This window comes from Sphingomonas sp. GV3 (assembly GCF_031082075.1).
Lineage (GTDB): Bacteria > Pseudomonadota > Alphaproteobacteria > Sphingomonadales > Sphingomonadaceae > Sphingomonas > Sphingomonas beigongshangi.
On record NZ_JARWLE010000001.1, the window covers coordinates 1,786,945 to 1,809,926 of the forward strand.

Genomic DNA, 22,982 nt, shown 5'->3' on the forward strand with positions numbered 1-22,982 from the left:
GATTTCAACGCGGATGTAACCGTTTTCGCCCGCAGTGTGGCGACGCTGCAACGCTGCAGGAGGTCCGGCCCCGGATCGCTCGACGACCCGCCCTCCGCACGCGCTGCTACCGTCGCAGGCGGCGTAACATCCGTGCCATAGCGGGCCGTCGGGCGAGCTTTTTCCCCTGCCCAACCACGGCATCGAAACCCATCAAGGCACCCACAACCCCCCGATTGACGAGGGTCGGACGCAGAACCAGCAGGTCGACGCAGGCGATGCCGTTGGTGGCGAGCAACCGCTTGTGCTGCCCCTCGCCTTCGGTGAAGTCGAACCAGCGGAAGCGGTCTTCGAAGAGCGCCGCCATCGCCGCGGCGTGGAGGACGGTGCCCGGCGACAATTCGCCGTAAGCCGGGTCGTGCCCGACATGATCGTAGCGAAGCGCGCTACCCTGTGCCGTGCAGCAGAGGTAGGCGACGGGCTTGCCGGCAATCAGCAATAGCCAGGCACGCAGCTCGTCGCGCGCCGCCGCCGCCCGCAGGGTCGCGACCCGCCGGCTGTCGTCCGGCAGGCCCGCGTCGAGCAGACGCTCCTGATAGGTGCGCGCCGAGATCGCTCGGGCAAGCGGGTGGAAGGCGTCGAATTGCTCTGCGGTACGGAAAGCTCGGATTTCCAGTCCTGCCGCGGCCGCCTTCCTAGACTTGCGCCTCAGGGTCGAGCGCGCCTGGCCGGACAGGTTCGAAAGCCAGGCCGCATGGCCGATCGACAGGTCGGTATAGTAGCGCGTGTAGCACTGGCGCTCCGTCACGATCCGCTCCTTGACCTCGATCCGCCCGCGGAGCGTACGAGGCAGCGACGTGACGAGATAACCGTCCCTCGCCCCGTCCGGCAGTGCCGGTAAGCGTAAGGCGAGGACGTCCTCCAGCGATAGGGCGATGCGCTCCAGTCGGCGCGGCACGCTGGCGAGCGTGCGGGCACCGATCTGGAACCGCAGCGGGACGACGGTCACGCCGCGCGCTCGGCGACCCAGTTCGACCAGAGCTGTTCCGCCTGCCGCCAGCGGCGGCGGCGCGCACTCGGCGCGAGCGGCACATCGTCCTGCCCCAGCGCCAGCGTCGGCCGGTCGGCGAAATGCGTCGTAGGCAACACGGCGCGCCGATCGGCCAGCATGCGGAACAGCGCCTCGCACCGGCGGACGTGCACCGCATTGGCGCGGGTGCCGAGGCGATTGGCGAGCTCGAAGCCGTGGCTCACAATTGTCACGGCGGCATGCCCCTCCGCCACCGCATGATCGAGGGCGGCCTCCGCCTCCGCCGACGACAGCGCACAGAGCTGGAAGTGACGCCAGAGCCCCGGGGCCTCGGCGATAACGGTGACGGGCACTTCGGTGACCCGGGCACGCAGCGGCGCGATCTGAGACGCCGCGAGACCGATGCGGCTCTCGTCGCCTTCCGCGCCATTGTGGCTGCTGTCGTAGAGGAATCCGAGCTGCGCCAGCGCCTTCAGCGTATCGTCATTGGCCGCATAGCCACCGGCGCGGAAGGCGATCGGGTGCCGCGCACCGGCGGCGACCAGCAGCTCGGTCGCGCCGCGCAGCAGGTCGATCTGCTCGGCGAGCGAATATTTGTACAATTGGAAACGGCCGTGCGTGGCACCACGATCGCCGGCGCGGCCCCCCGTCCAATTGGGGTGGAGGTGCAGCTGTACCTCCTGCCCGGCTTCCTGGATCGCCTCGACCATCCGGCGGATCGGGGCGAGGCCGAACAGCAACGCCGGCATCGGATCGACGAAGAAACAGGCCTTCAGCCCATGCTCCGCGAGCAGCCGCAGCTGAAAGCCCAAGCCGACTCCGGCGGGCTCGATCGACCGGGCATAGATTTCATCGGCGTCGAGCCCGGCGGCGTGGTGCCGCCACGCGAATTCGGTGTCGATCGTCAGAAAAACGGGCGTCGCCATAGCCACGCCCTATCGACCACGGGTGAACAAATGGCAAAAGATGACAGAAGCTTCAGGGAACGATGCCGTAACGCCGATAGTCGTCGTCGATCCGCGGCGACAGCGTACGCGCGGCCAGCAGATCGGCCTTGCCGTCGTGCCCCTGCTTCGACGCGATTACTCCGCGCATGTACAGGCTCTGCGCCATGTCCGGTTCCGCGTCCAGCGCGGCAGAGAGATCGGCCAGCGCGTCGTCCAGCCGGTTCATCCGAAAATAGACCATCGCCCGGCTGTCCAGCGCGTCATAGGTCGAATCGCTCAGCTCGATGGCGCGCGTGCAATCCTTGAGCGCGGTGTCGAGCGCCACGTCGAGCGTTCCCTTGATCCAGCAGCGGCTGTTGAGCAGCTGCGGATTGCCGGGACTTGCCGCGACCGCCTGATCGATCGTCGCGATCGCGGCATCCTTGTTGCCCGCGCGCGCCAACACGTCGGCCTTCAGCGCCATCATGCGCGCCTTGTCCTCGCCACCGGCGTCGATGCGGGCCTGGACCAGGTCGAGCGCGGCGTCCGTCTGCCCGGTATCCGCCCGCAGCAGCGCCAGCTGGCGGATCACGGCCTCCGAATCGGGCTCGAGCTTGTGGGCAGCCTCGAGATCGGCGAACGCCTTGGCATTGTCGCCGCCGTCACGGAACAGCCGCGCGCGCCAGCGATAGCTGTCGACGGTGGGACTGATCGCCAGCGCGCGCCCGAGATCGGCGATCGCGGCGGGCCGGTCGTAGATCTGTTCGCGGAACCAGGCCCGCTCCGTCAGCGGCCCCGCCTCGTCCGGCTTGTCGGCGATCGCCTGGTCGTAGAGCGCGAGCAGGCCGGCGAACCCGCCGAGCTTGCGCGCGGCCTGGACGCGCTGGTAGCGCGACGGCAGGTCGGCCGGCGCCACGATGCTGAGCAGCCTGCCCTTGGCGGCGGCGAGCGCCGCGCGCTCCGCAGGGATCTGCTCGACCGCCACCTCTCCCCCCGGCGACACCGTCCGATCCTCCACCGTCAGCCAGGCGCCGTCGCGCTTCACCGTCCGCGTCACCGTGGCGCCGATGATCGGGCGCGCGAAGCTCTGGTCGCCGTCCAGCGCATAGCCGTTGCCACCGGCCGGCAGGCGGATGCGGGTGACCGTGCGATAGTGGAACCCGTCGCCGAGACCGGCGGGGATTGCGCGCCACGTGGTGCGCGACCGATCGGGCTCGAAGCTGAAGTCGCTGATCGCATGGTCGATCGCCGATCGGAACCGCTGGTCGCGGCGCTTCCATTCGGGATAGGCGATGCCGGTCGCGCTGATCGTCGCCAGACCCGTCGCGGGGTCATAGGCGAGCTTGCGGTCGACGACGGTCACGCTGCCGATCAGCTTGCCGAGCATCGTGCTCGTCATCGTCGCGATGTCGTCCTTGCTGGCCTGCGCCTGCGCGGCCTGGATCATCTGCGCGATGCGGCCACGGACGCTGACCGTCGCCTTGAACGGCGCGGGCAGGTCGACACCCGCGCTCTCGTCGAGCTCGGTGGCGAGTTCGACGTCGGGCCGGGCATGCGCGCGCATCGGCAGCGGGATCAACGCCGCCCCGGCGGCGCGCACCGGCAGGACGTAGCGGAACGGCGGCGTGTCGGTGACGTCCTCCAGCCGCGCGCCGCCGTCGGTCCCGTCCAGCCACAGGACCTGCCCGCCGACCGTCGCGCGGACGAGCACATGGTCGAAGGCGCCGGGTGTCGGCAGGCGCGTCGGCAGCAGGTCGCCGAGCTGGCTGTTCGCCAGCACCGGCTCCGCCTCTATGCCAAGGCCATGGAGCAGCGCGAGCAGCAGCAGCGTCTTCGCCTTGCAATCGCCATAGCGCGCCGCCCAGGTCTCGGCGGGTGCCTGAGGCCGGTAGTTGCCCTGGTCCATCCCGTTGAACAGATAGCGGATCTGGTCCTGCACCAGCCGGAGCGCCGCGGCGGTCCGCAGCATCGGGTCGGGGCTTGCCGCCCTGATCTTCGCGACCTCGGCGGCGAGCGCGCCGCCGGGCGCGATCAGGCCGTCCGTCGCATAGAGCGGGGCCATGACGCGCGAGACGTCGTCCCAGCCCCCGAAGCTCGACGCCTCCAGCACCGGCAGCTTGCGGAACCGCGCGGGCGCGTCGCTGGGCAGGTCCGCCGGCTTGGGCAGGGGCAGCGGCACGGTCAGCTCGTGATAGCCGCCGGCGACCGTCTCGACCGGCGCCGCGCCATCGGCATAGGTCTTCCACCGCACCGCCGCCTTGTCCGGCCAGAGCAGCCGCGCACGGGCGAAACCGATCTTGAGCGGCGCGGCGGCGAGCGGGGTGAACCCCTGCATCTGGCCGCCGAGCGCGCCGTCCTTGCGCGTGATCGATGCGACGACGTGCAGGATGTCGCCGACCTGGAGCCCTTCCACCGCCATGGTCGCGGTGAGCATGCCGTCGAGCTGGCGCTGCTCCAGCTTCTGTTCGCGGCGGATGACGGAAAAGCCCTTCCCCGCCTTGATCAGGTCGATGCGGTCGCCGCCGCGGATGATTTCCGCGCGATGCACGATCAGGTCGCCCGCGGCGGGTTGCCACGTCAGGCTGACGGTGCCCAGCTGGCCGAGCAATTCGGTCGTCGCGGCACGGGTCGCCGTGTCCGTATAGGCCCAGACGGTGCCGTCCTGCAGCCGCTGCTGGTTGTCGAGCATCAGCAGGACGGGCGAATCGGCGGTGATCTTGGCCGGGTCGATCGCGGGCGCCGGTTTCACCCAGTCCGGCGCGGGTTGATAGAGGATCTTGTCCGCCGCCTGCGCCGACATGCTCGCCGACGCCAGCAGCGCCGCCACCACCCACTTGGTCATCATTCCCCCCGTCATTGCCGGCGAGTGTACCCGCGGCGAGACGGCGCGCAATGGGGCTTGTCCGTGCCGATCCCGTGCAGGCCCGGCGCAGGGCCCGACCCGGGTGCGTGGAGGCGGCGGCGCCCCCGCCCCGATCCGGCTTTGCCGGATCGGACGCCCGAGAGCCGCCGCGCCAGCGGCGCCGGCGCCGGCGGCGATGCGGGGTTAAGCGACGACCCCGCAGCCGGCCGCGGCCTTGCCCACCTCCAGCGCGATGCGCGGATCCTTGATCTCGCCGGCGACGCGCAGCAGGTCGCCGAGCGTCAGCTGCGCCGGATTGGGATCGTCACGGCGATAGGCCGCGGCGGCGTTGCCGAGCTGCTGCAGCTGGCCGAGCGACAGGTTGCTCTGCAACCGGTCGCCGACGCAGGTCGATCGCTGCGCGTCCAGGCCGTAACGCTCGAGCCCCATCGCGATCCGCGTCGACGGCGCGGCACAGCCGGTGGCGAGCATACCCAGAGCGACGACGGCGACGAGACGGACCACGGCATTTCCCCTGCATGAGCGGCAGCGGATTTGCGGCCGATATGGCCCAGAAACCCGGCTTCGCCGGAAGTGTTCCTGTCTGGTACTTCCTGCAGCGGGCGTGAGTATTTTTGCCGAAGCGGTGGGGTGATTCCTGCGCGGTCTGGCGGCAGTCCGGCAAGGGCCCACCGCGCCCGCGAAAGGTCGCTAAAGTCGCACCCGTTCGCCTCGCTCATTGGCGGTGCCGCCGCCTCGACCGATCTGCCTACGATGGGAAAGAGCCGCAGGCGGAACGTCGCCTCGATGGTGCTAACACCTTTCCAGCGGGTAGGACATCGGAGATATATCCGGTTCGGATGTTATACTGCCGTTCGGGCAGCGGGTTCTCGACGCCTGCCGTGATTGGGCGCCAATCGCTCGGAGCAAAGGTCATGTCTCACGCTGCATCTTCGCGGCAGCGATCCTGCAAAGCGTCGTCTCCGCCGCCATCGCGTCGCAGGCATCGCCATTGCGGGACTCCTACGCGATCGCGGAATGTTCGGTTATGGGGGAAAGCGGACATCAGCCGCGTGCGGTCAGGCGCACCTCGTCGGCGTGAAAGTCACTGTCGTCGAAATCGACGATCAAAGCACGCGTGACCGGCTGGTCCGCTGCCACGAAGCCGTCAGGATAGAGCATTCGCAGAGAAGCGCCTGCCCCCGCGAGCGCATCACCACGGATCAGCAGCGCCGGTTCGTTGTCGATGTCCCAGCCAACGATCAGCACCATGTCGCCGTCTCCGGCAATTTCCGCGAGGATGCATTGCAGGGAGCCGACTGCACGCGTTCGGGTGTCGCTCCCCCGGAGCTGCTCAACGATCCCGTCGTGCCGCACATCCGAAAGCACCGACGCAGCAACACCAGCGAGCGCCCATGCTGCTACAAGCTTCGGTGCCCGCGCCTTCCGAATGCGGCGTCGTTGAAGGGCTGCAAGTCTCGACTGATCTGGCCCCATCACGACAGGTATATCGCTCTGCCGAATGTCTGCAACTGGGCGAAAGCGGACGTCCCACTTTGGAGGAAAGCGGGTGTTCCATTGCTTGTAGAACGCGGCCGGCCAACTGTGGCATGTCACGAGCGTAATGCCTGACGATCTCCGTCTCGAACCGCTGGAAGGCATATACGACGACCTCTGCCGACGCTGGGCTATGGGCGTCATCAGTCGCGATTTGACGTTAGAACTGATGTTTTTAGCTTGGTGGCACTGGGCCGAGCCGGAATTCCTCACCGGTCTGCCATATGCCCCTGAGGCGATGCCTCTTTGGAGAATGCTTTTCGAGGAGTTCGGTGGAGAATGCTCTAATGATCCGGAGTTTCTCTTCGTCGCTGGTGTCATGCTTGAGATTACCCCATGGGCTCTTCATGGAGACGCTGATGCGAACGAGAAGCTTGGAAGGCGAATGCGGGCTCGATCTGCGGAGGCGCGTCCGCAGGGCTTCGCATCCGGCTACTTCGATGAAAGCCGTGAATATGGAGAGTATTTCGCTCACCACAGCCGTCTAGCGGATCCGCGCTGATGGGCGTTGACGGCCTATCCGCTGTGAGGGGCGTTCTAAAGATCAAGACGGAGGACCTATCGTTAGTGCCATCGCTTTTGCCACCGCAATTGGACAGTGTTCCACTGTTCATCAGTAAGGCTGAAACCGTAATAGCGATTTGCCGCTTCTCGGACGTCGGTGATTCCGTTCGCTTTGGCGCTCTCAATCGCCTCATCGATCAACTCAGTCGATCGGTCTTCTGGCGCCGGACGAAAACGCCGACGCAATCGAGTTAGCAAGTTAGCCGGGAGATGCACGCTTCTCCGTTTCACCAAGCCATTTGAGAATGCCACGATCAACGTGCAACGGTATTCAATCAGGCGAGCTAGCAGAATAAAGGCACGCCTCCGACGTCCGCATTTGGCCGCAAGCGGAACATCCACTTTTAGGCGCTAGCCGCTGCTATCGCTTTCGTCAGCTCCGCCAGTCCCGAAAAAACAGCTGAACGAATTTGAACGGGATGAAGATCGCGACCGCGACGAACACCGCAATCCCTAATTCAATTACAAACCAACGGTCCTCGCTGCCCATCCGGCGAACATAGCAGGCCGTGGAATGTCCGTTCTTGAGGGGGAAGAGGACATCCAAGGCGGGCTTGGCGACCTCCTAAGGAGAGCGCCTCCCCCAAGTAGCTGCGATATTCTAGCGGTGATGGGATCGCCGTTTCGCTTGCGCTGCTTCCCACGCGTCGCTTCGGGCGCATTCGACTTGAGCTTTCGCCCGATACTTTTCGTTTCGACACCGAGCGGCAACAGCCTCTCTGCTGAACGGGACCGATGTTCCACCCTCGGCAACACTTCCCGGCTGCTCCAATCGCTGGCCGACTGACGGCTGTGTTATGAGCCCGGCACCAAGAAGCGCAAAGGCGAGATAAGACCGTCGCATAATGGATTGCTCCGAAAGTCACCCTATGGTCAGTCAGCGTCTCACGTTTTGTCGGCGCCTGCAATGGGCGCAACTTGCCGATGTCGCCCGCATCTTCTCCGACAGGCCTACGATCGGCAGGACGCGGACGGAGGCAAGCCCGTTCAATTCAGTCAGACGTTTCCGTTCGGCGGCTCGCCGGCCGTGGCGAGGGGCGTGGAGCCGGTCGAATCCGTCAGCGTCGACGACTGACGAAAGTTGCAGGACCTATGCACCGCTTAACGCGAGGGGCCGCGCGCGCATAGGTTGGCCGGACGGGAGACCCATTGCTGCGCCCACCGGAAGCAGGACGCGCCGCATCGAGGCGCGGTCGCCGGCGGGACCGGCGCCCTCTCCGGCCGGCACCGTTTCCCCGCACGGGGATCGGGCGGTTACCGCGCGTGGTAGAAGTCGTAGACCTGCTGCGCCACCGCGCTCGACACGCCCGGCGCCTTGCGCAGATCCTCCAGGCTGGCGTTGCGCACCGCCCGCGCCGTGCCGAAATGCATCAGCAGTGCCTTCTTGCGGGCGGGGCCGATGCCCGGCACCTCGTCCAGCGGACTCGCGCCGATCGCCTTGGCGCGCTTCTCGCGATGCGCGCCGATGACGAAGCGGTGGACCTCGTCGCGCAGGCGCTGAAGGTAGAAGAGCACGGGGGCGTTCACCGGCAGCTGGAACTCGCGCCCGTCGAGCAGGTGGAAGACCTCGCGCCCCTCGCGGCCGTGATGCGGCCCCTTGGCGATGCCGACGAGGCACACGTCCTCGATACCGAGATCCTCCAGCACCGCCTTGGCGGCATTGAGCTGGCCGCGACCACCGTCGATCAGCACGAGGTCTGGCCAGGTGCCGTCGTCGCGATCGGGTGCCTCCTCCAGCTGGCGGGCGAAGCGGCGGCGGAACACCTCGCGCATCATGCCGAAATCGTCGTTGGTCGCCGCCTCGTTCCCCTTGATGTTGAACTTGCGATACTGGCCCTTAAGGAACCCCTCCGGCCCCGCGACGACCATCGCGCCGAGCGCGTTGGTGCCCTGGATGTGGCTGTTGTCGTAGATCTCGATCCGGTCGGGCGGGCCGTCGAGGCCGAACAGGTCCGCCACCTCGCGCAGCAGCCGCGCCTGCGTCGTGCTTTCCGCCAGCCGACGTTCGAGCGCCTCGATCGCGTTGCGCTTCGCCTGGTCCATCAACCGGCGGCGGTCGCCGCGCTGCGGCACGGAGATCGCGACCTTGTAGCCGGCGCGTTCGCCGAGCGCCTCCATCAGCAACGCCCCCTCGGACAGGTCGCGGTCGAGCAGGATGGTGCGCGGCGGCGGCACCTCCTCGTAGAATTGCGTCAGGAAGCTCGCCAGCACCTCGTCCTCCGGCACCTCTGCCGTGTGGGCGGGGAAGAAGCTGCGGTGGCCCCAGTTCTGGCCGCCGCGGATGAAGAAGGCCTGGATGCCGATCACGCCGTCCTTGCACGCCAGCGCGAAGACGTCGGCATCGCCGACCCCCTCCGCGTTGATCGCCTGCGTGCCCTGGACGAAGGTCAGCGCCTTGAGCCGGTCGCGCAGCAGCGCGGCGAGCTCGAAGTCCATGTTCTCCGCCGCGGCCTGCATCTGCGCGCCGAGCTTGGCCTGCACCTTCGTCGACTTGCCGGCGAGGAAGTCGCGGCAATCGTCGACCAGTTCCTTGTAGCCCTCGGTATCGATGCGGCCGACGCAGGGCGCGGAGCAGCGCTTGATCTGGTAGAGCAGGCACGGCCGGTCGCGCGTCTTGAAGAAACTGTCGGTGCACGAGCGCAGCAGGAACAGCTTCTGCAGGGCGTTGAGCGTGTTGTTGACGCTGCCGGCGCTGGCGAAGGGGCCGTAGTAATTGCCCGGCGCGCGGCGGGCGCCGCGATGCTTCTGCACGCGCGGAAAGTCGTGGTCGGTCCGCAGCAGGATGAAGGGGAAGCTTTTGTCGTCGCGCAGCAGCACATTGTAGGCGGGGCGGAAGCTCTTGATCAGCTGCGCCTCGAGCAGCAGCGCCTCCGCCTCGTTGTTGGTGGTGACGATCGTCATCGCCCGCGTCTGCGACACCATGCGCTGGAGGCGCTTGGGCAGCTGCTTGATCTGCGTGTAATTGGCGACGCGCTGCTTCAGCGACCGCGCCTTGCCGACGTAGAGGACGTCGCCCTTCGCGTCCTGCATGCGATAGACGCCGGAGCGGTTGGGCAGCGTCTTCAGCACGTTGCGGATCGCCGCCACGCCCGCGTCGAGATCGGGCGTGTCGGATCCGCGGACGGTGAAGGTGGCGCGTTCCTCGTTGAAGCGATCGGGGGGGCCGTAGCCTGACATGCGGCTGCATGTAGGAGTCGCACGCGGGCGCGGCTAGAGTCTGATCCACATGCGTGGAATCGGTACCGGCCCTCACCGCCCGCTGGTCGGCCCCGGGCGCTTCTTCGCGGGCGGCGGCGGCGTACCGCCGCCGAGCGCGGCAAGATCGAAGGCGAGCTTCTGCATCAGGTCCGCCGTCATCTGGCCACCGCTGAGCGGGGCGAGCCGGCGCAGCGACAGCATGCGGAACCTGGGCAAATTCTCGTCGTCGCTGAGGCCGGGCATGTCCTTGTCCAGCACCGCCTTGGCAGCGGGATCGGCGATGAGATCGGCGATCGGCGTATCGAGCGAGAAATGCGTGGCGATGCCCTTGGCCGGCGCCTCCGGCGGCGCGGCGGCGGGCGCCACGGCATCGGGCGGCGGCGCCGACGGCGCGGGTGCGACGCCGTCCTCCTTCGGCGCGGCCGGGGCCGCGACCGAATCGTCCGCCGGCAGGTCGAGGGAGAATTTGCCCGCGCGTTCCGCCGCGGTGGTTTGCGGCACGGCTGCGAGCATCAACGCGGACAGGACGATCGACATAGCGGGGCATCTCACCGGACCGTCGTGGTCCGCCCCCAGCCTATCACGGCCGCACGGGCGCACGGGCGCGGAAACGCTCAGCCTTGCGCGAAGATCTTGGTGCCGACCACGCCGATCACGGTCAGCGCCATGAAACAGGCCTGCACGAGGCTGACCTTGTCGCCGAAGAAGATGACGCCGCCGATGATAACGCCCACCGCGCCCAGCCCGGTCCATACCGCATAAGCGGTGCCGGCGGGCAGGCCCCGCATCGCGAGCGCGAGCAAGCCCATGTTGACGAAGGACAGGATGATCGGGACGCTGGACGCCTGCCACGTGCCGAGCGTCGCCGCCCATTTCAGGCTGAGCGCCCAGCAGATCTCGGTGACGACGGCGACGGCGAGAATGGCCCAGGACATGGAGGCGACTCCTTGCTGCGGGCTCGGTTCATCTAGGGACGCCGCCGGAAACCCGGGAAGAGACGGCGTCGGATGTCAGCATCAACCGCAGCGCCGCGTGTTCCTGCGAACGCAGGAATCCAGGACCACAGGCGCTCGGCGTGCGGCTCTGGGCTCCTGCGTCCGCAGGAGCACGCTTGCCACCAGCGGACAAGGGCGTGGCGCCCCGGAAACCCGATCAGTGCGGGCGGCCGAGCCCCACGATGGCGCGATCGACCATCGTCTTGTCGGCACCGCCGTCGTGATGCTCGGCGATCAGCGTCGCGGCGGCGCGCGCGGCCGTGTCGGCGGCGAGTGCGCGGACCTCGGCGATCGCCTGGCGCTCGGCGGCGGCGATCTTGTCCTCGGCGCGCTTGGTGCGGCGGGCCATCAGCTCCTCCGCGTCCTGCTTCGCCTTGGCGATGATCTGGTTCGCCTCCTGCTGCGCGTGATGGCGCATCGTCGCGGCGTCGGCCTCGGCGGCCTTGGCCTTCGCCTCATATTCCGCGCGCAGCGCCTCGGCCTCGGCGCGCAGCGTCTTCGCCTCTTCGAGCTGGGCGCGGATCGCCGCGATCTTGCCGTCGAGCGCGGCGCCGATCTTGCCCGGCACCTTGGCGATGATCATCCCGATGATCACGACGAGCGCGGCGATGCCGACCCAGCCGGTGGTGTTGAAGCCGAGCGCCGTCGGTTCCTCGACGTGATGCGCCGTCGGTTCGGCGACGCCGTTGGTCACCGCGCTCGCGTCGCGCACGTCGCGCGGCTGCAGCCCCTCGGTTTGCGTCGCATCGGCGAGGTTCGCCGCGATCGACGCGTCGGTGCTGGCGTTGGAAGCGGGATTAGCCATGGGCGCTGCTCCGGCGGACCGCATCGGCGGCGGCTTCGATGCTGACCTGGATCCCGGCGACCTTGCCCACCAGTTCCTGCGCGACTTCGGCCGCGACGGACTGGAGGTTGAGCATCGCCTGCGCCTTGGCATTGCCGACGGCGAGGTCGTGATGCGCGAGCCGTTCCGCCAGTTCGGCGTCGACCGCGTGGATCTGGCTTTCCGCGGCCTTGGCGGCGCGCGCCTTGGCAGCGGTGGTCTCCGCCTGCGCCGCGGCACGGGCAGAGTCCATTTCGGCACGCCATGCCGCCTCGACCGCGTCGGCGGACAGGCGCGCCTGTTCCGCCGCGGCGAGGTCGCCCGCGACCTGCGCCTCGCGCGCGTCCACGGTCGCGATCACCTTTGGCACCATCACCTTGCCGATCCCGAAATACAGGATGCCGAAGGTGACGAGCAGCCAGAAGATCTGCGAGGCGTAGGTGGCGGAGAGCTGGGCTATCTGTGGCATGGCGTCCTCTCGTGGCGGGCGGCGGCCGCGAACGGCGCGCCGCCTGCCGACGACATTACTTGGCGACGAACACCAGGATGATCATCGTCACGAAGGCGAGCAGGCCGAGCAGCTCGGCGCCCGCGAAACCGATGAACAGGCGGCCCTGCTGGCTGTCCGCCGCACCCGGATTGCGCAGCGCGCCCTCGAGGAACTTGGCGAACACGTTGCCCACGCCGAGCGAGGCGAGGCCCATGCCGATGGCGGCCAGACCGGCACCCAGCATGCGAGCGGCTTCTGCGTCCATTTCAATCACTCCAGTTCGAAAAGCTAAACGGTTGGTACGAGAACTCTTAGTGCAGTCTTAGTGCAGGTTGACCGCGTCGTTGAGATAGACGCTGGTCAAGAGCGCGAAGACATAGGCCTGGATCGCCGCCACCAGCAGCTCCAGCAGCGTGATGCCGAGCATCAGCGCGAAGCTGGGCAGCGAGATCAGCAGGCTGTAGCCGGGGCCGAAATTGATGCCGTTGATGACGAAGGCGGCGAGCACCTTCAGCAGGATGTGCCCCGCGGTCATCGCGACGAACAGGCGCAGGCCGAGGCTGAACGGGCGCACCAGGAAGCTCATCAGCTCGACGACGAAGATCAGCGGGATCATCAATACCGGCGTGCCGTGCGGCACGAACAGGCTGAAGAAGTGGAAGCCGTGCTTGCCGAAGCCGACAATCAGCACGATCGAGAAGCTGATGATCGCCAGCACGCCGGTGACGGTCAGGTGGCTGGTGATGGTGAACGGATGCCATCCCGGCACGACGCCGACCGGGGTCAGGCCCCAGATGTTGGCGAACAGGATGAACATGAACAGCGAGAAGACATAGGGGACGAAGCGCTTGCCCTCCGGCCCGATGTTCGACAGCAGCATGCCCTGGACGAAGCCGGTGAAGCCCTCCACCGCCGCCTGCCAGCGGCCGGGCACCAGCTGGCGCTTCATGCCGCCGAGCATGAACAGCCACAGGCTGACGAGCGTGATCACCATCCACAGGGCGGAATTGGTGAAGGACAGGTCGTGCCCCGCGACGACCCAGCGCTGACCGAACAAAGGTTCGATCAGGAACTGGTGCATCGGATCGATCTTGCTGCCCGCTTCTGCCGCCACGTGCCTTCGCTCGCCTTCCAATACGACAAACGCCCGGTTTAGTCCGGGCGCGTGCCTGTGATCCGTATGATCTGCCTGAACGCGACCGCTATTCCGAGGAACAGCATCACGATCAGCGCCCAAGGGGTCGTGCCGAACCAGCGGTCGATACACCAGCCGATCAGCGCCGAGCCGACGAGACTTCCGATCAGCGCCGCCAGCACCCGGTTGCCGAGCGAATAGCTCGCATCCGCATCCGGTACCGCCTGCCCCGTCCGCACCGCTTCCCGATGCCGCGCTTCCCGGAGCCGCTCGTCGAGCGCGGAAAGCCGCGGATCTTCCGCCGTGCTGCCGAAGTCCTGTCCCGGACCCTCATCCGCCATGCGTCATCCTCAACCCAATCGTATCGGCCGGGGGAGGAAAGCGCACGATCGGCGAGCGATCCCGCCAAGGCAGGGTTGCGTCTAGATAAGGGGCCTTGGGGTGTCAACCGCCTGCGATTGTTACGCGGGGATGAACGGCCGGGCAGGCGTTTTCCGTACCCCGCCCCCTCTTCGTCATTCCCGCGCAGGCGGGAATCCCGAGACGCCGGCGGTGTGGCTCACGCGGAACCTGCGCGTCTCGATCCCCGCCTGCGCGGGGATGACACCCTCGGGGAGGTGAGAGACCGACAGGGATGCCGGCCCGGAAGCGGCGACATGCCCCCCCTTCGTCGTCCCGGCGCACGCCGGGACCCATGGTTGCGATCGGCGCTAATGGCGCGCGACGTCGGTCATACACCGTGTCCGTGGGTCCCGGCGTGCGCCGGGATGACGAGGAGGGAATGGGCGGCTTTTCCCACGTTTGTCATTCCCGCACATGCGGGGATCCAGAGACGCTGGCGGTGTGGCTCACGCGGAACCTGCGCGTCTGGATACCCGCCTGCGCGGGGATGACGGTGGAAAGGGGGGCGGCGTTACTTGCAGCGTCCGTCGAGCTCCGGCGTGCCGGTATTCTCCTTCCACTGGCCGGACGGCGTCTTGTACATCTCGCCGACCGGGACGCGCGCGACGAGGTTGCAGCCGGTGGTGAAGGCGAACTGTTCGACCGTCGATCCATTGGCCTGTGCGCTTTGCGTATAGGCCGCCTTGCGCTTGATGTTGATGTCGCGGACCATCGCCTGCAGCGCGGGGCTGCCGCCGCCGACGACGCCGAGATAGCCGTCGGGCTGTTCGCCGACCTGCTTCGCCGCCCGCGCCGCCTGGTAGGCGGGATCGCGCTGCGCCGACGCCTGTACCGAAAGGCCGGCGAGAGCCGCCGCGCCGGCAACCATCAAGACCTTATGCATCAGAAAATACCCCCGGGGTTCTGCTGGATCAGCGACTTGGCTTCGCCGTCGAGGCGATAGACCACCTGTTGCGTGACCGCGATGTTGAGGTTGATCTCGATCGGCTTGTCGGGCGCGGTGACGTTGACGCATCCGCCCGTCATCCCCGTCGCTGCCACCAGGCCGATCATCGCCAAACCCCTCATCGCGGGCAAGGTCGTGATCCTTGGCCCGTTCGTCAATCCTGCTCGTCTCATGGCACGGTCTCGCTTGCGGGAGGCTGAATGCCGCCCTGTTGGGTCTGTTTGTCCTGCTGGTCGATCAGCTGCGACAGGTTGCGACGCACCAGCCGGCTGGGATCGTAGAAGGACTGCGCCGAATCGAGCAGCCCACGGAAGGGCGCCTTGATCCGGATGTTGAACACGAAAGGCAGCCTGGCCAGCCGGCGGATCAAGACGTTCGACTTGGCGCCCTTCCCCTGGCTGACGCCGGCGAAGCGCACTTCCGTCACCATCTCGCCCGCGAGCGGCCCGTTCATCGTGATCGTCAGGCTGCGATAGCGCAGCGATTTGAGCGCCTGGAAGGCGAGATTGCCCCAGAAGCCGAGGTCCTTCTGAGTCAGTGTGCCGACATAGGCGATGCCGCCGCCGCCCTCGCGCACCTTGAGGAAGCCGTTCTCGATCCGGCCGCCGCTCGCATCGAAGACGATCGGCAATTCGCCGTCGAACACGCCCGTGGCGTCGATGTTCTGGAAGTCGAGCTGCTGCAGGAACTGGTCCGCCGCCGCGCCGCGGATGCGGAAGGTCATGCGCCGCACCTGGTCGGTCGAGAAATCGAGCAATGTCGGCAGCAGGGTGAGCGCGCCGCCGGCGAAGGGCCATTCGCCGCCCTCGATCCGCACGCGGTTGCCGGACAGCGTCTGGTAGCGGATCGTGCCGTCGTTCGCGGCGACGCCGGGATTGACGCTCTTGATCGTCGCGACCTGTCCGGGCGCGCTTTCGAGGTTGAGCAGATCAGTGAAGGCGATCGACGTCGACAGGCCCGTGACCGGACCGAAGGCCGCGGCGAGGTTCATGTCCTTCGTGCCGAACCGCCCGGTCGAGGTCACGCCGGCCGGGCTCCAGCCGATATGCCCCTGCCCCGTCACCGTCCCCGCGACCTCGGCGACGACGCCATAGGTCAGCCGGGTGAGCAGGTCCGGCTGGAAGGTCTTGGTGAAGGCAATGCCCGGCACGGCCAGGTTCGCGTCGCCCGCGCCCTTCGCAAGGTCGTGGACGATCGTGACGTCGGCGACCTTGGTGCCGGTCGTGGGTTCGGCCAGCACGCCCGTCGCACGGATGACGTTGCCGGAGAGGCGCAGCGTCACGTCGCGCCCGGCCATGGTGTTGAAACGCGGGGCCTCGGCCGTGTCCCGCACGGTCAGGCCGCCGCTGAGCGCCAGCGCGCCGGCGCGGAACGTCCAGTCCCCCGCCGCATCGCCCAGCAGCAGCGGCACCGCGCCGATCTGTCCGCCCCCGCCCAAGAAGCGGCCCGCGATGCCGCCGTCGGCGATCCGACCGGTCAGCGTGGCGACGTCGAGCCTCGTCACGCGATCCGGCTGCCCCAGCCGGGCCGCCAGGCCGGTGACCGTGACGCCGCGCTCTGCGAGGCGAAGGTTCGCTCCCGATGCGCTGAGATCGAGCGGCGTCGCCCCCAGCCGCCCGGTCAGATGCGTCGCCACGAGCCGCGCGCCGCCGTCGATGCGCCCGCCGCGTACCTGCACGAGCGCCGCACCCGGTGCGCACAGCCGGCTTCGAAACGGGTCGAGGACCAGTCCCGAGACGGCAAGCCGGCCGATGGCGAGGGGCGTGCAGCCCGAGTTCAGGGCGATCCCGCCCTGCCGATCGAACCGCAGGTCGAGCGGCATCGTCACCCCGTCCACACGGCCCGCCGCGCCGATCGGCCCGGACAGTCGCGCGATCGTGACGACATGCGCCGCGCCGCCCGGCAGGACCACGAAGGACACGGGCGCCAGCGCGAGCCGGGCATCGCCCGCGGCATAAGGCGACACCGCCACCCGACCGCGCATCCTGCCGTCCGGCCCGCGGGCGATGACCGCCGACGCCGTCGGCAGGCCGCCGCCCGACAGCGCGAGGCGCGCATCGGCGGTCACCGTGCCGTCGGACAGGCGATAGGCGACGCCCTGCCCGGTCGCGCCGAGCCGTGCGCCGCTGGCCGCGGCAAGGTTCAGCATCGAGACGGTCGCCCGGTCGGCGTCGAGATGCAGCCTGGCACGGGCGTCGAAATTTCTCGCCGCCGCGCCAAGCGCCGTGCCGGCGCGCAGGATGAGCGGCGCCAGCGGCGTACCGGCACCCAGCGAGCGGGGATCGAACCGCGCGAGCGCGCCGCTTCGTGCGCCCTCGATGGCGAGGTCGCCGTCGAAACGCGCTTCCGAGCCGATCGCATAGCGGCCGACGATGGCCATGCGCCGCGCCGTATCGACGCCCCGCGCAACCCCTGTCGCGTTCACATCGGCGCTGCCGGTCGTGGCGGCGGCAGTGCCAGCGAAATCGACGGTACCGGTCAGCCGCGCCGCCTTCACCTGCGACGCCATGGCCGGGCCGCCGGCGAGCCGTATCCGTCCGCGCCAGCGGTCCAGCGCGGCACCGAGCGTCGCGTCGAGGCCAACAGCGGCATGCGATATCCTTCCGGTCGGACATGCGAGCCGATCGGCGCGTAGCGGGCCGGTCAGGTGCGGCGCGCCCCGCGCCACCTCCACGCCGACGACCGCCGCCAGCCCGTCCGCGGTACAGCCGGCGACCGCGATCCGAGGCGCCGTGGCCGCGATCGTCCCGACGAATCCGTCGTCGAGCCTTCCATCGCCGCTGAGCTTCAGGCCGACCACCCCGAACGGGGTCTCCAGCCGCATCCGCGCGTCCGCGATGCGGGCACGCAGGGCGGGCAAGGCGAAGGGCTTGCCGCTGGGCGGCCCCATCAGCTTGTCGAGTTCGCCGAGCGTCAGCCTGCCGCCGACGATCCGTCCGCGCAGCCGCACGTGCCCGGCGCGGACGCCGACGAGGCGCGGTCCGGCGAAGCCATAGCCGATGCGCGTCTCCAGCCAGTCGGCGACGAGATCGGGCGAATGCGGATCGCCGATCACCACGTCGGTGAGGCGCTGCGATCCGAAGCCGAGGTCGCCGACATGGTAGCGCGCGACCACGCCCTTTCGCGCCAGTTCGCGATCGATGACCCGGCCGGCTATGGGCTTGCGGACGATCCAGACGGCGACGAGCACCGCGAGGATCACGACGGCGATGCCGAGCATGACCCGTCCGACGCGCCCGATGCGCGGGATGTCGCGGACCGGGCGCGGCGCCGAGGAGTCCGCTTCGGCGCCTGGGTCGCTCATGCCCTTCCCTTAGGCCGTGCGGCGGTCATGACGCAATCGACACATCCGTGCCCCGACACGGGGACCGCGCCGGGACCTGCGGCCTCAGGCAAGACCGGCGCGCGCCTCCGCGAGCAACCGCCGCCCGCGCAGATACATCTCCATGCGCTGCGCCGCGAACAGCCCCAAGGCGAGCGCCATCATCATGTCGGTGACGGCGATCGGATCGAGGCCCAGCACGCCGCCACGCATCGTGGCCGCGGAGCGCGCGGCGGTGCGAATGACGACCAACGCGATGAGGAACAGCATCGCGGCCGGCGACCCCGTCTGGTTGAGCCTGTGCGTCGCCGGATCGACCGTCAGACGCATCATGCGCCCGCGCTGCCAGCCGAGCGCCGCCCCCAGCGCCAGCGCGAACAGGCAGAACAGCCACGCCAGCCCATGCGGCGGGGTCGCGGCGAAGGTCGTCGCCGCCGCCACGGCAAAGACCGCCGGCACGATCCACAGCTGCTCGATCTTGAGCGGGCGAACCTGCCGCATCCGCCGCCAGCGCAGCGCCATGACGACCGCGATGACGACGGCGGTGATCGCATAGGTGACCCAGGTCGGCGCAGGATGTGCTTGCATGTCGATCTCCCCCCGTTTTCGGCCGCCCCGACCGGTCCGTTGGCACGGTCCACCGCGAGGGCGCAGCCGCCGCCGCCGGAATTGGCCGCGATGCACGATCAGGCCCATCATGTGGCAGCGCGACCGGGTCGGCAAGGCCAGGCGCGGCCCGCCCCGCATGCGGTCGGAACATGCGCCTTGCCGGCCGATCCGGAGCCGTTTTCGCCGTGGGAAAGAGGCCTGCCGTCATCCTCCGCCTGCGCCGGGCGCTCGCCCGGACGGCGTACCGGTTATCTCTCGTCCTCGCGCGGGGGATGCTCGGCACGGGGCGCGGCGACGGACTCGCGGCCGATGCGCACGATCAACTCGCCGATCTCGCGTGCCTGATCGAACGCGCGCTCTCCCTGGCCCCGCAGGAACTGGCCCTGGATGCGCATGACCTCCGCGAGATCGCGCGCCTGCGCGGCCTCGCGCATCGCGGCGAACGCCTCGCGCGTGTTGCGCTCCGCCGACTCGAGCATCTTGAGGCCGATCGCCTGGCTTCCTTCGGCGGCGTGACGGCCGCTCGCGCGCATCGCTTCCCCCGCACGGCGGGCGGGATCGACGACATGCTCCCCGAACGAGTCGCGGGCCCGGTCGCCGGCCTCGCGCCAGCGGTCGGCCCAGCGGTCGGTGATGTCGCGCATCGCGTCGGCGGCCCTGCCGGCCTGGTCCGCGCCCGTCGGCGTCTCCTCGTCAGCCATCGATTGTCTCCGCTTCGGTGCCGATTGTCGCTCTTGGAGCGATCTGCCCCCAACGCGCGGCGGCGGCGGCCGTTGCACCCGCCCGCCAGCGCGATACAAGCTGTCGGCATGCAGCAGCCAGACGACGCCATGCAACGCCAGATCCGCGGCGAACTGCTGTTGCGGGCGATCGCGCTGGGCGACGAGCTGGTGCGGCTTGCCGACGACCTCGGTCAATCGGTCGCCGCCACGCACATCTTCCAGGGACTCGAGATGATGCGCGACGAGGTGGAGCGGCTGACGGGCAAACGCGACGGGCCGATCACACCTCGCTGATGCAGCGCAGGACGAGCGTCCGGCCGTCGGGTGTCAGCGTCATGTCGGGATCGGGGTCGGAATCCTTGCGCATGATCAGGCCGCGCTCGGCGAGCACCGCGAACCACCGCTGCGCGACCGACGCGCGGATGCCAGCCGACGCCGCGGCTTCGGTCAGGCGCAGCGACTGCCGCTCCTCGCCGGCGACGAACGCCGCCAGCAGCAGGTCCCAGGACGGCTCGCCGAAAATCTCCACCAGCGGGCCGGCGGCGCGGTCGCGCGCGCGCCGTTGCGCCAGCAGCGTGCGCGCGCGATCGACGTCGCTCGGCTCGGCGGGCCCGGACGGGACCGTCGCGGCCATCTCTCCGCGCGTCCGCGCCGCGGCCCTGCGCACGCGCTCGATCGCCGCGACGAGCCGCTCATAGTCATCGCGATCCTGTTCCGGCCACCGCAACAGGCGGATTTCGGCGGTCATAGTGCGATGCTCCCCCTCGTCATGGCCGTCATAGCTGCGACCAGTCCGGGTCGCTCCCGAAACGGAGCACGCGCTTGCGGTGGCGCACGGCGCCGACGGCGAGCAGGACGAGCATCGGATAGGCGATCTTTCCGCTCGCCCCGGCATACATCCACGGAACGAGCGCCGGCTGGATCGCCTTCACGCCGTGCACCGCAATCCCGATCAGGTGCAGCGCGCTGACATAGAGCGGCCAATAGCGGTCCGCGCGCAACGCGATGGCGACCAGGCCGCCCAGCATCAGTACGTCGATGGCGAGCAGCATCGGCTCCAGCCCGCCATAGGGTCGCTGGGCATTGTAGAAGGGCGCGACGAAGGTCGCCGCCGCGCCGGCGATGAAGATGATCGCCGTCCATCGTTCCGGCGCTCCGCCGGCGAGGAATGCGATCAGGCACACCAGACCCAGGGCGCAATTGAAGACGAGAACGTGCATCACGCGCCGCACCTAGTCCGTACCGGATCATGCTGTGTGCGGGTCATGGCTTGGCCGGTCAAAGGAGCAGTCTGACGGCCAAGCCATGATTCCTCAGGCAGCGATGCGCAGATGCGCGGCATCGATGCCTGTCGGGGCGAAATCGGGCTTGGGCTTTTCGTCGCCGAAGCTCGTCTCATACCCGATCTGACGGCCGACCTTCTCGACGATGCGATGGCCGGCGACGGTGTGACCACGGGCGGTGCCGAGCGCCATGACGGCCTGCCCGAACAGTTCGAACGCCTGCTGTCCGGCGATCGCGGGCAGGTTGGCCGCGGCGCGAGCGCGGGGCAGCGCCGCGAGAAGCTCGCCCCCCGTTGCGAACGCCTCGTCGAGCTGGGTCTCGAGCTTCCAGAGCAGCTGCGCGACGGCGTCGGCCGCGACTTGCGGATTCGTATAGGACATGGCCACCTTTCCACCCTGTCGGGTTCCCGTCGGTTCAGGAAAGAGAGCGGGTGAGTGCCGCGATCAGGCCGGTTAGGGCCTGGAGGCCGGTCATCAACATGCCGAAACCGACGGCGATGCCGAGTGCGATGGCCTGGATCCAGATCAACCTGTCTCCGATCGACAGCGGGTTGCGCGCCTGCCCTTTCCGCCGGAAGGGCAACCCGAGTCCCGGGGAGACGGCTGTCGCCTGCCGCTCCCCGGTCACCCCCGGTTGCCTGGCGATCGTGTCGTCCGGCAGGGCCTCGATTGGCGGCTGGGACGGCAGATCCGCCAGCCGCACAGAATATCCCCCGATTTTGTCGGGGCCCGGATCATGCGGGCTGTCCCCCGCAGAGGCAGGGGCTCGGTCGCCGACCGCGCGATCCGCCTCTGCCGGTGCCGCGTCGATCGACGCCTGCGAATCCTCGTACGCGCCGAACATCAGCGCCGCGTCGCGACGGTTGCGCGCGCCGAGGATACGGACGGCCTCCGTCAGATAGCCGTCGACCGTCGATTTCTCGATGCCCAGATCGAGCGCGATCTCCTTCGATCCGCGCAGCGCGCGGACCCCGCGCAGGCAATCGCGCTGGCGAGGCGACAATCGGTCGAACCGCGCGGGGTCGAGACCGTCACCGACCGGCGGCATCGTGCCTCCCGCCCCGCCGTGCCGTGCCTCGGCCATCAATGGGTCGCCGGCTTATCGGCACTCGTTCCACCATCCTCGCATCGGGCGAAATCCTGTCCTATCATGGTTACCAGGCTTCGTAACAAGTCGATTTGCATCAACTTAGCCGAAGATTCGCCGCGCTGGAACACACGTCGAATTTCGACTCAATTAACGCAGGCTCGCTTCGTACCACCACGGCACGGTGCAAATCGCCGCCTAGCCAGCACGCCGGGGATCGACGATGGTGGACCCCGATATCGTATCTGCGGGATCTTCGCATGCATCTGCCCCGCGCCCTCGCGGCAAAGCTCATCCTCGGCGGTTCCGGCATCGCCGTCCTGGCGGCGGCAAGCGTGTCGCGTCTGCCGCCGCGGCCAGTGGCGGTCGCGGCGCCGACGCCGCGTGCCGCAATCATGCGCCCCGCGCGCGCGGCGGCGCCCGCTGCATCGCCCAAGCGCGGGCCCGCTGCCGAATCGACCGCGACGGCGATGACGATCAAGCGCGTCTTGCCGATCGGCGCGATCAAGTTCGGCGATTATGCCTGGGACACCAAGGGCGTGCCGGACGGACCGCTGATCATCACGGTGGATCTCGCCGCGCAGACGCTGTCCGTGTTCCGCGACGGCTATGAGATCGGCGCGGCCGCCATCCTCTACGGCGCGGACGACAAGCCGACGCCGCTGGGCACGTTCCCGATCACGCAGAAGGACGCGCATCACGTCTCCAACCTCTACGACGCGCCGATGCCCTATATGCTGCGGCTGACCAACGACGGCGTCTCGATCCACGGGACGGAGGTCGCCTGGGGCTATGCGACGCATGGCTGCATCGGCGTGCCGACCAAGTTTGCGCGTCTGCTGTTCAACGAAGCCAGGCTGGGCGACCGCGTAATCATCACGCGCGGCAAGAGCCTGCTTCCCGCCGCCTGACGCCGGCGCGCCGCGCGATCTGACGCTCGCGCGCAAAGCCGTCTTTCCCCATCGGTAACCCCTTGCTAAGGCCCGCGCGACGACAGGCTCAGCCAAGCGCTCCTCGCGCGCCCGCGCGGCGTCCTCCAACGCCGTTTCCCCCAGGTGCGAGTCGAGCCAGA

At 68.6% G+C, this 22,982-nt stretch carries 25 protein-coding genes; 3 read left to right on the forward strand and 22 right to left on the reverse strand.

All coding sequences use genetic code 11. The annotated features are described in order from the left end of the window. Positions 1–106 precede the first annotated feature (106 nt). The 5 genes from RF701_RS08415 to RF701_RS08435 all read right to left on the reverse strand — a co-directional run bounded on the left by RF701_RS08415 (position 107) and on the right by RF701_RS08435 (position 6,049). A complete protein-coding gene (locus RF701_RS08415; RefSeq protein WP_308814683.1) occupies positions 107–988 on the reverse strand; it encodes a GNAT family N-acetyltransferase in 882 nt (293 codons plus the stop codon). Beyond that, positions 985–1,935 (reverse strand): polysaccharide deacetylase, encoded by a 951-nt coding sequence (locus tag RF701_RS08420; RefSeq protein WP_287979965.1) that lies wholly within the window; start codon positions 1,933–1,935, stop codon positions 985–987. Before RF701_RS08420 ends, RF701_RS08415 begins: the two co-directional genes overlap by 4 nt. Positions 1,936–1,987: 52 nt before the next feature. Then, positions 1,988–4,777, reverse strand: coding sequence for a DUF3857 domain-containing protein (locus RF701_RS08425; RefSeq protein WP_308814684.1), 2,790 nt, complete (start codon positions 4,775–4,777; stop codon positions 1,988–1,990). Positions 4,778–4,981: 204 nt separating this feature from the next. Then, complete coding sequence (locus RF701_RS08430) at positions 4,982–5,302, reverse strand: hypothetical protein (protein ID WP_308814685.1); 321 nt, start codon at positions 5,300–5,302, stop codon at positions 4,982–4,984. 540 nt (positions 5,303–5,842) lie between these two features. After that, positions 5,843–6,049: a hypothetical protein gene (locus tag RF701_RS08435; RefSeq protein WP_308814686.1), complete on the reverse strand. Its 207-nt coding sequence runs from the start codon at positions 6,047–6,049 to the stop codon at positions 5,843–5,845. Positions 6,050–6,401: 352 nt separating this feature from the next. Between RF701_RS08435 and RF701_RS08440 the strand changes: the two genes are divergently transcribed. Next, positions 6,402–6,836, forward strand: coding sequence for a hypothetical protein (locus RF701_RS08440; protein ID WP_308814687.1), 435 nt, complete (start codon positions 6,402–6,404; stop codon positions 6,834–6,836). A gap of 1,316 nt (positions 6,837–8,152) precedes the next feature. Here the strand turns inward: RF701_RS08440 and uvrC are convergent. The 13 genes from uvrC to RF701_RS08505 all read right to left on the reverse strand — a co-directional run bounded on the left by uvrC (position 8,153) and on the right by RF701_RS08505 (position 19,519). Next, a complete protein-coding gene (gene uvrC / locus RF701_RS08445) occupies positions 8,153–10,075 on the reverse strand; it encodes an excinuclease ABC subunit UvrC (RefSeq protein WP_308814688.1) in 1,923 nt (640 codons plus the stop codon). Between the two features lie 72 nt (positions 10,076–10,147). Continuing rightward, on the reverse strand, positions 10,148–10,633 hold the full coding sequence (locus RF701_RS08450) for a hypothetical protein (RefSeq protein WP_210359277.1): 486 nt from the start codon (positions 10,631–10,633) through the stop codon (positions 10,148–10,150). Between the two features lie 77 nt (positions 10,634–10,710). Then, entirely contained in the window at positions 10,711–11,031 is a 321-nt protein-coding gene (locus RF701_RS08455; protein WP_203310180.1) for a multidrug efflux SMR transporter, read from the reverse strand. 217 nt (positions 11,032–11,248) lie between these two features. Continuing rightward, on the reverse strand, positions 11,249–11,896 hold the full coding sequence (locus RF701_RS08460) for a hypothetical protein (protein ID WP_210359276.1): 648 nt from the start codon (positions 11,894–11,896) through the stop codon (positions 11,249–11,251). Continuing rightward, entirely contained in the window at positions 11,889–12,383 is a 495-nt protein-coding gene (locus tag RF701_RS08465) for an ATPase (RefSeq protein ID WP_308814689.1), read from the reverse strand. The genes RF701_RS08460 and RF701_RS08465 overlap by 8 nt, the downstream gene beginning before the upstream one ends. A 55-nt stretch (positions 12,384–12,438) precedes the next feature. Then, positions 12,439–12,669, reverse strand: a complete 231-nt coding sequence (locus RF701_RS08470; protein WP_115378701.1) for a F0F1 ATP synthase subunit C — start codon at positions 12,667–12,669, stop codon at positions 12,439–12,441. 57 nt (positions 12,670–12,726) lie between these two features. Continuing rightward, positions 12,727–13,518 carry a F0F1 ATP synthase subunit A gene (locus tag RF701_RS08475; RefSeq protein ID WP_203310177.1) on the reverse strand — a complete coding sequence of 264 codons (792 nt, stop codon included), beginning with the start codon at positions 13,516–13,518 and terminating at the stop codon, positions 12,727–12,729. Positions 13,519–13,556: 38 nt separating this feature from the next. Continuing rightward, positions 13,557–13,880: an AtpZ/AtpI family protein gene (locus RF701_RS08480; RefSeq protein ID WP_210359273.1), complete on the reverse strand. Its 324-nt coding sequence runs from the start codon at positions 13,878–13,880 to the stop codon at positions 13,557–13,559. Between the two features lie 572 nt (positions 13,881–14,452). Next, complete coding sequence (locus tag RF701_RS08485) at positions 14,453–14,824, reverse strand: YdbL family protein (RefSeq protein WP_203310175.1); 372 nt, start codon at positions 14,822–14,824, stop codon at positions 14,453–14,455. Next, positions 14,824–14,994, reverse strand: coding sequence for a YnbE family lipoprotein (locus RF701_RS08490; protein WP_203310425.1), 171 nt, complete (start codon positions 14,992–14,994; stop codon positions 14,824–14,826). Before RF701_RS08490 ends, RF701_RS08485 begins: the two co-directional genes overlap by 1 nt. Before the next feature lie 62 nt (positions 14,995–15,056). Continuing rightward, complete coding sequence (locus RF701_RS08495) at positions 15,057–18,191, reverse strand: YdbH domain-containing protein (RefSeq protein WP_308814690.1); 3,135 nt, start codon at positions 18,189–18,191, stop codon at positions 15,057–15,059. A gap of 84 nt (positions 18,192–18,275) precedes the next feature. Beyond that, a complete protein-coding gene (locus tag RF701_RS08500; RefSeq protein WP_210359271.1) occupies positions 18,276–18,797 on the reverse strand; it encodes a CcdC protein domain-containing protein in 522 nt (173 codons plus the stop codon). A 269-nt stretch (positions 18,798–19,066) separates the two neighbouring features. Continuing rightward, positions 19,067–19,519, reverse strand: coding sequence for a phasin family protein (locus tag RF701_RS08505; protein WP_288937202.1), 453 nt, complete (start codon positions 19,517–19,519; stop codon positions 19,067–19,069). A 108-nt stretch (positions 19,520–19,627) separates the two neighbouring features. Here RF701_RS08505 and RF701_RS08510 point away from each other — a divergent pair, with 108 nt between their 5' ends. Continuing rightward, positions 19,628–19,834: a hypothetical protein gene (locus RF701_RS08510; protein ID WP_203310172.1), complete on the forward strand. Its 207-nt coding sequence runs from the start codon at positions 19,628–19,630 to the stop codon at positions 19,832–19,834. On the opposite strand, the gene RF701_RS08515 is transcribed toward RF701_RS08510, so the two are convergent. From RF701_RS08515 to RF701_RS08530, 4 genes are all read right to left on the reverse strand, one after another. After that, the gene (locus RF701_RS08515) at positions 19,821–20,288 is read right to left on the reverse strand and encodes a hypothetical protein (RefSeq protein WP_308814691.1); all 468 of its coding nucleotides are present in this window, start codon (positions 20,286–20,288) and stop codon (positions 19,821–19,823) included. The genes RF701_RS08510 and RF701_RS08515 overlap by 14 nt on opposite strands. Positions 20,289–20,316: 28 nt before the next feature. After that, positions 20,317–20,760 carry a hypothetical protein gene (locus tag RF701_RS08520; protein ID WP_308815639.1) on the reverse strand — a complete coding sequence of 148 codons (444 nt, stop codon included), beginning with the start codon at positions 20,758–20,760 and terminating at the stop codon, positions 20,317–20,319. Positions 20,761–20,853: 93 nt separating this feature from the next. After that, a complete protein-coding gene (locus RF701_RS08525) occupies positions 20,854–21,204 on the reverse strand; it encodes a hypothetical protein (protein ID WP_210359269.1) in 351 nt (116 codons plus the stop codon). Between the two features lie 34 nt (positions 21,205–21,238). Next, on the reverse strand, positions 21,239–21,871 hold the full coding sequence (locus RF701_RS08530) for a helix-turn-helix transcriptional regulator (protein ID WP_308814692.1): 633 nt from the start codon (positions 21,869–21,871) through the stop codon (positions 21,239–21,241). 299 nt (positions 21,872–22,170) lie between these two features. Between RF701_RS08530 and RF701_RS08535 the strand changes: the two genes are divergently transcribed. Next, positions 22,171–22,821 (forward strand): L,D-transpeptidase family protein, encoded by a 651-nt coding sequence (locus RF701_RS08535; RefSeq protein WP_238940977.1) that lies wholly within the window; start codon positions 22,171–22,173, stop codon positions 22,819–22,821. Positions 22,822–22,982: the final 161 nt, after the last annotated feature.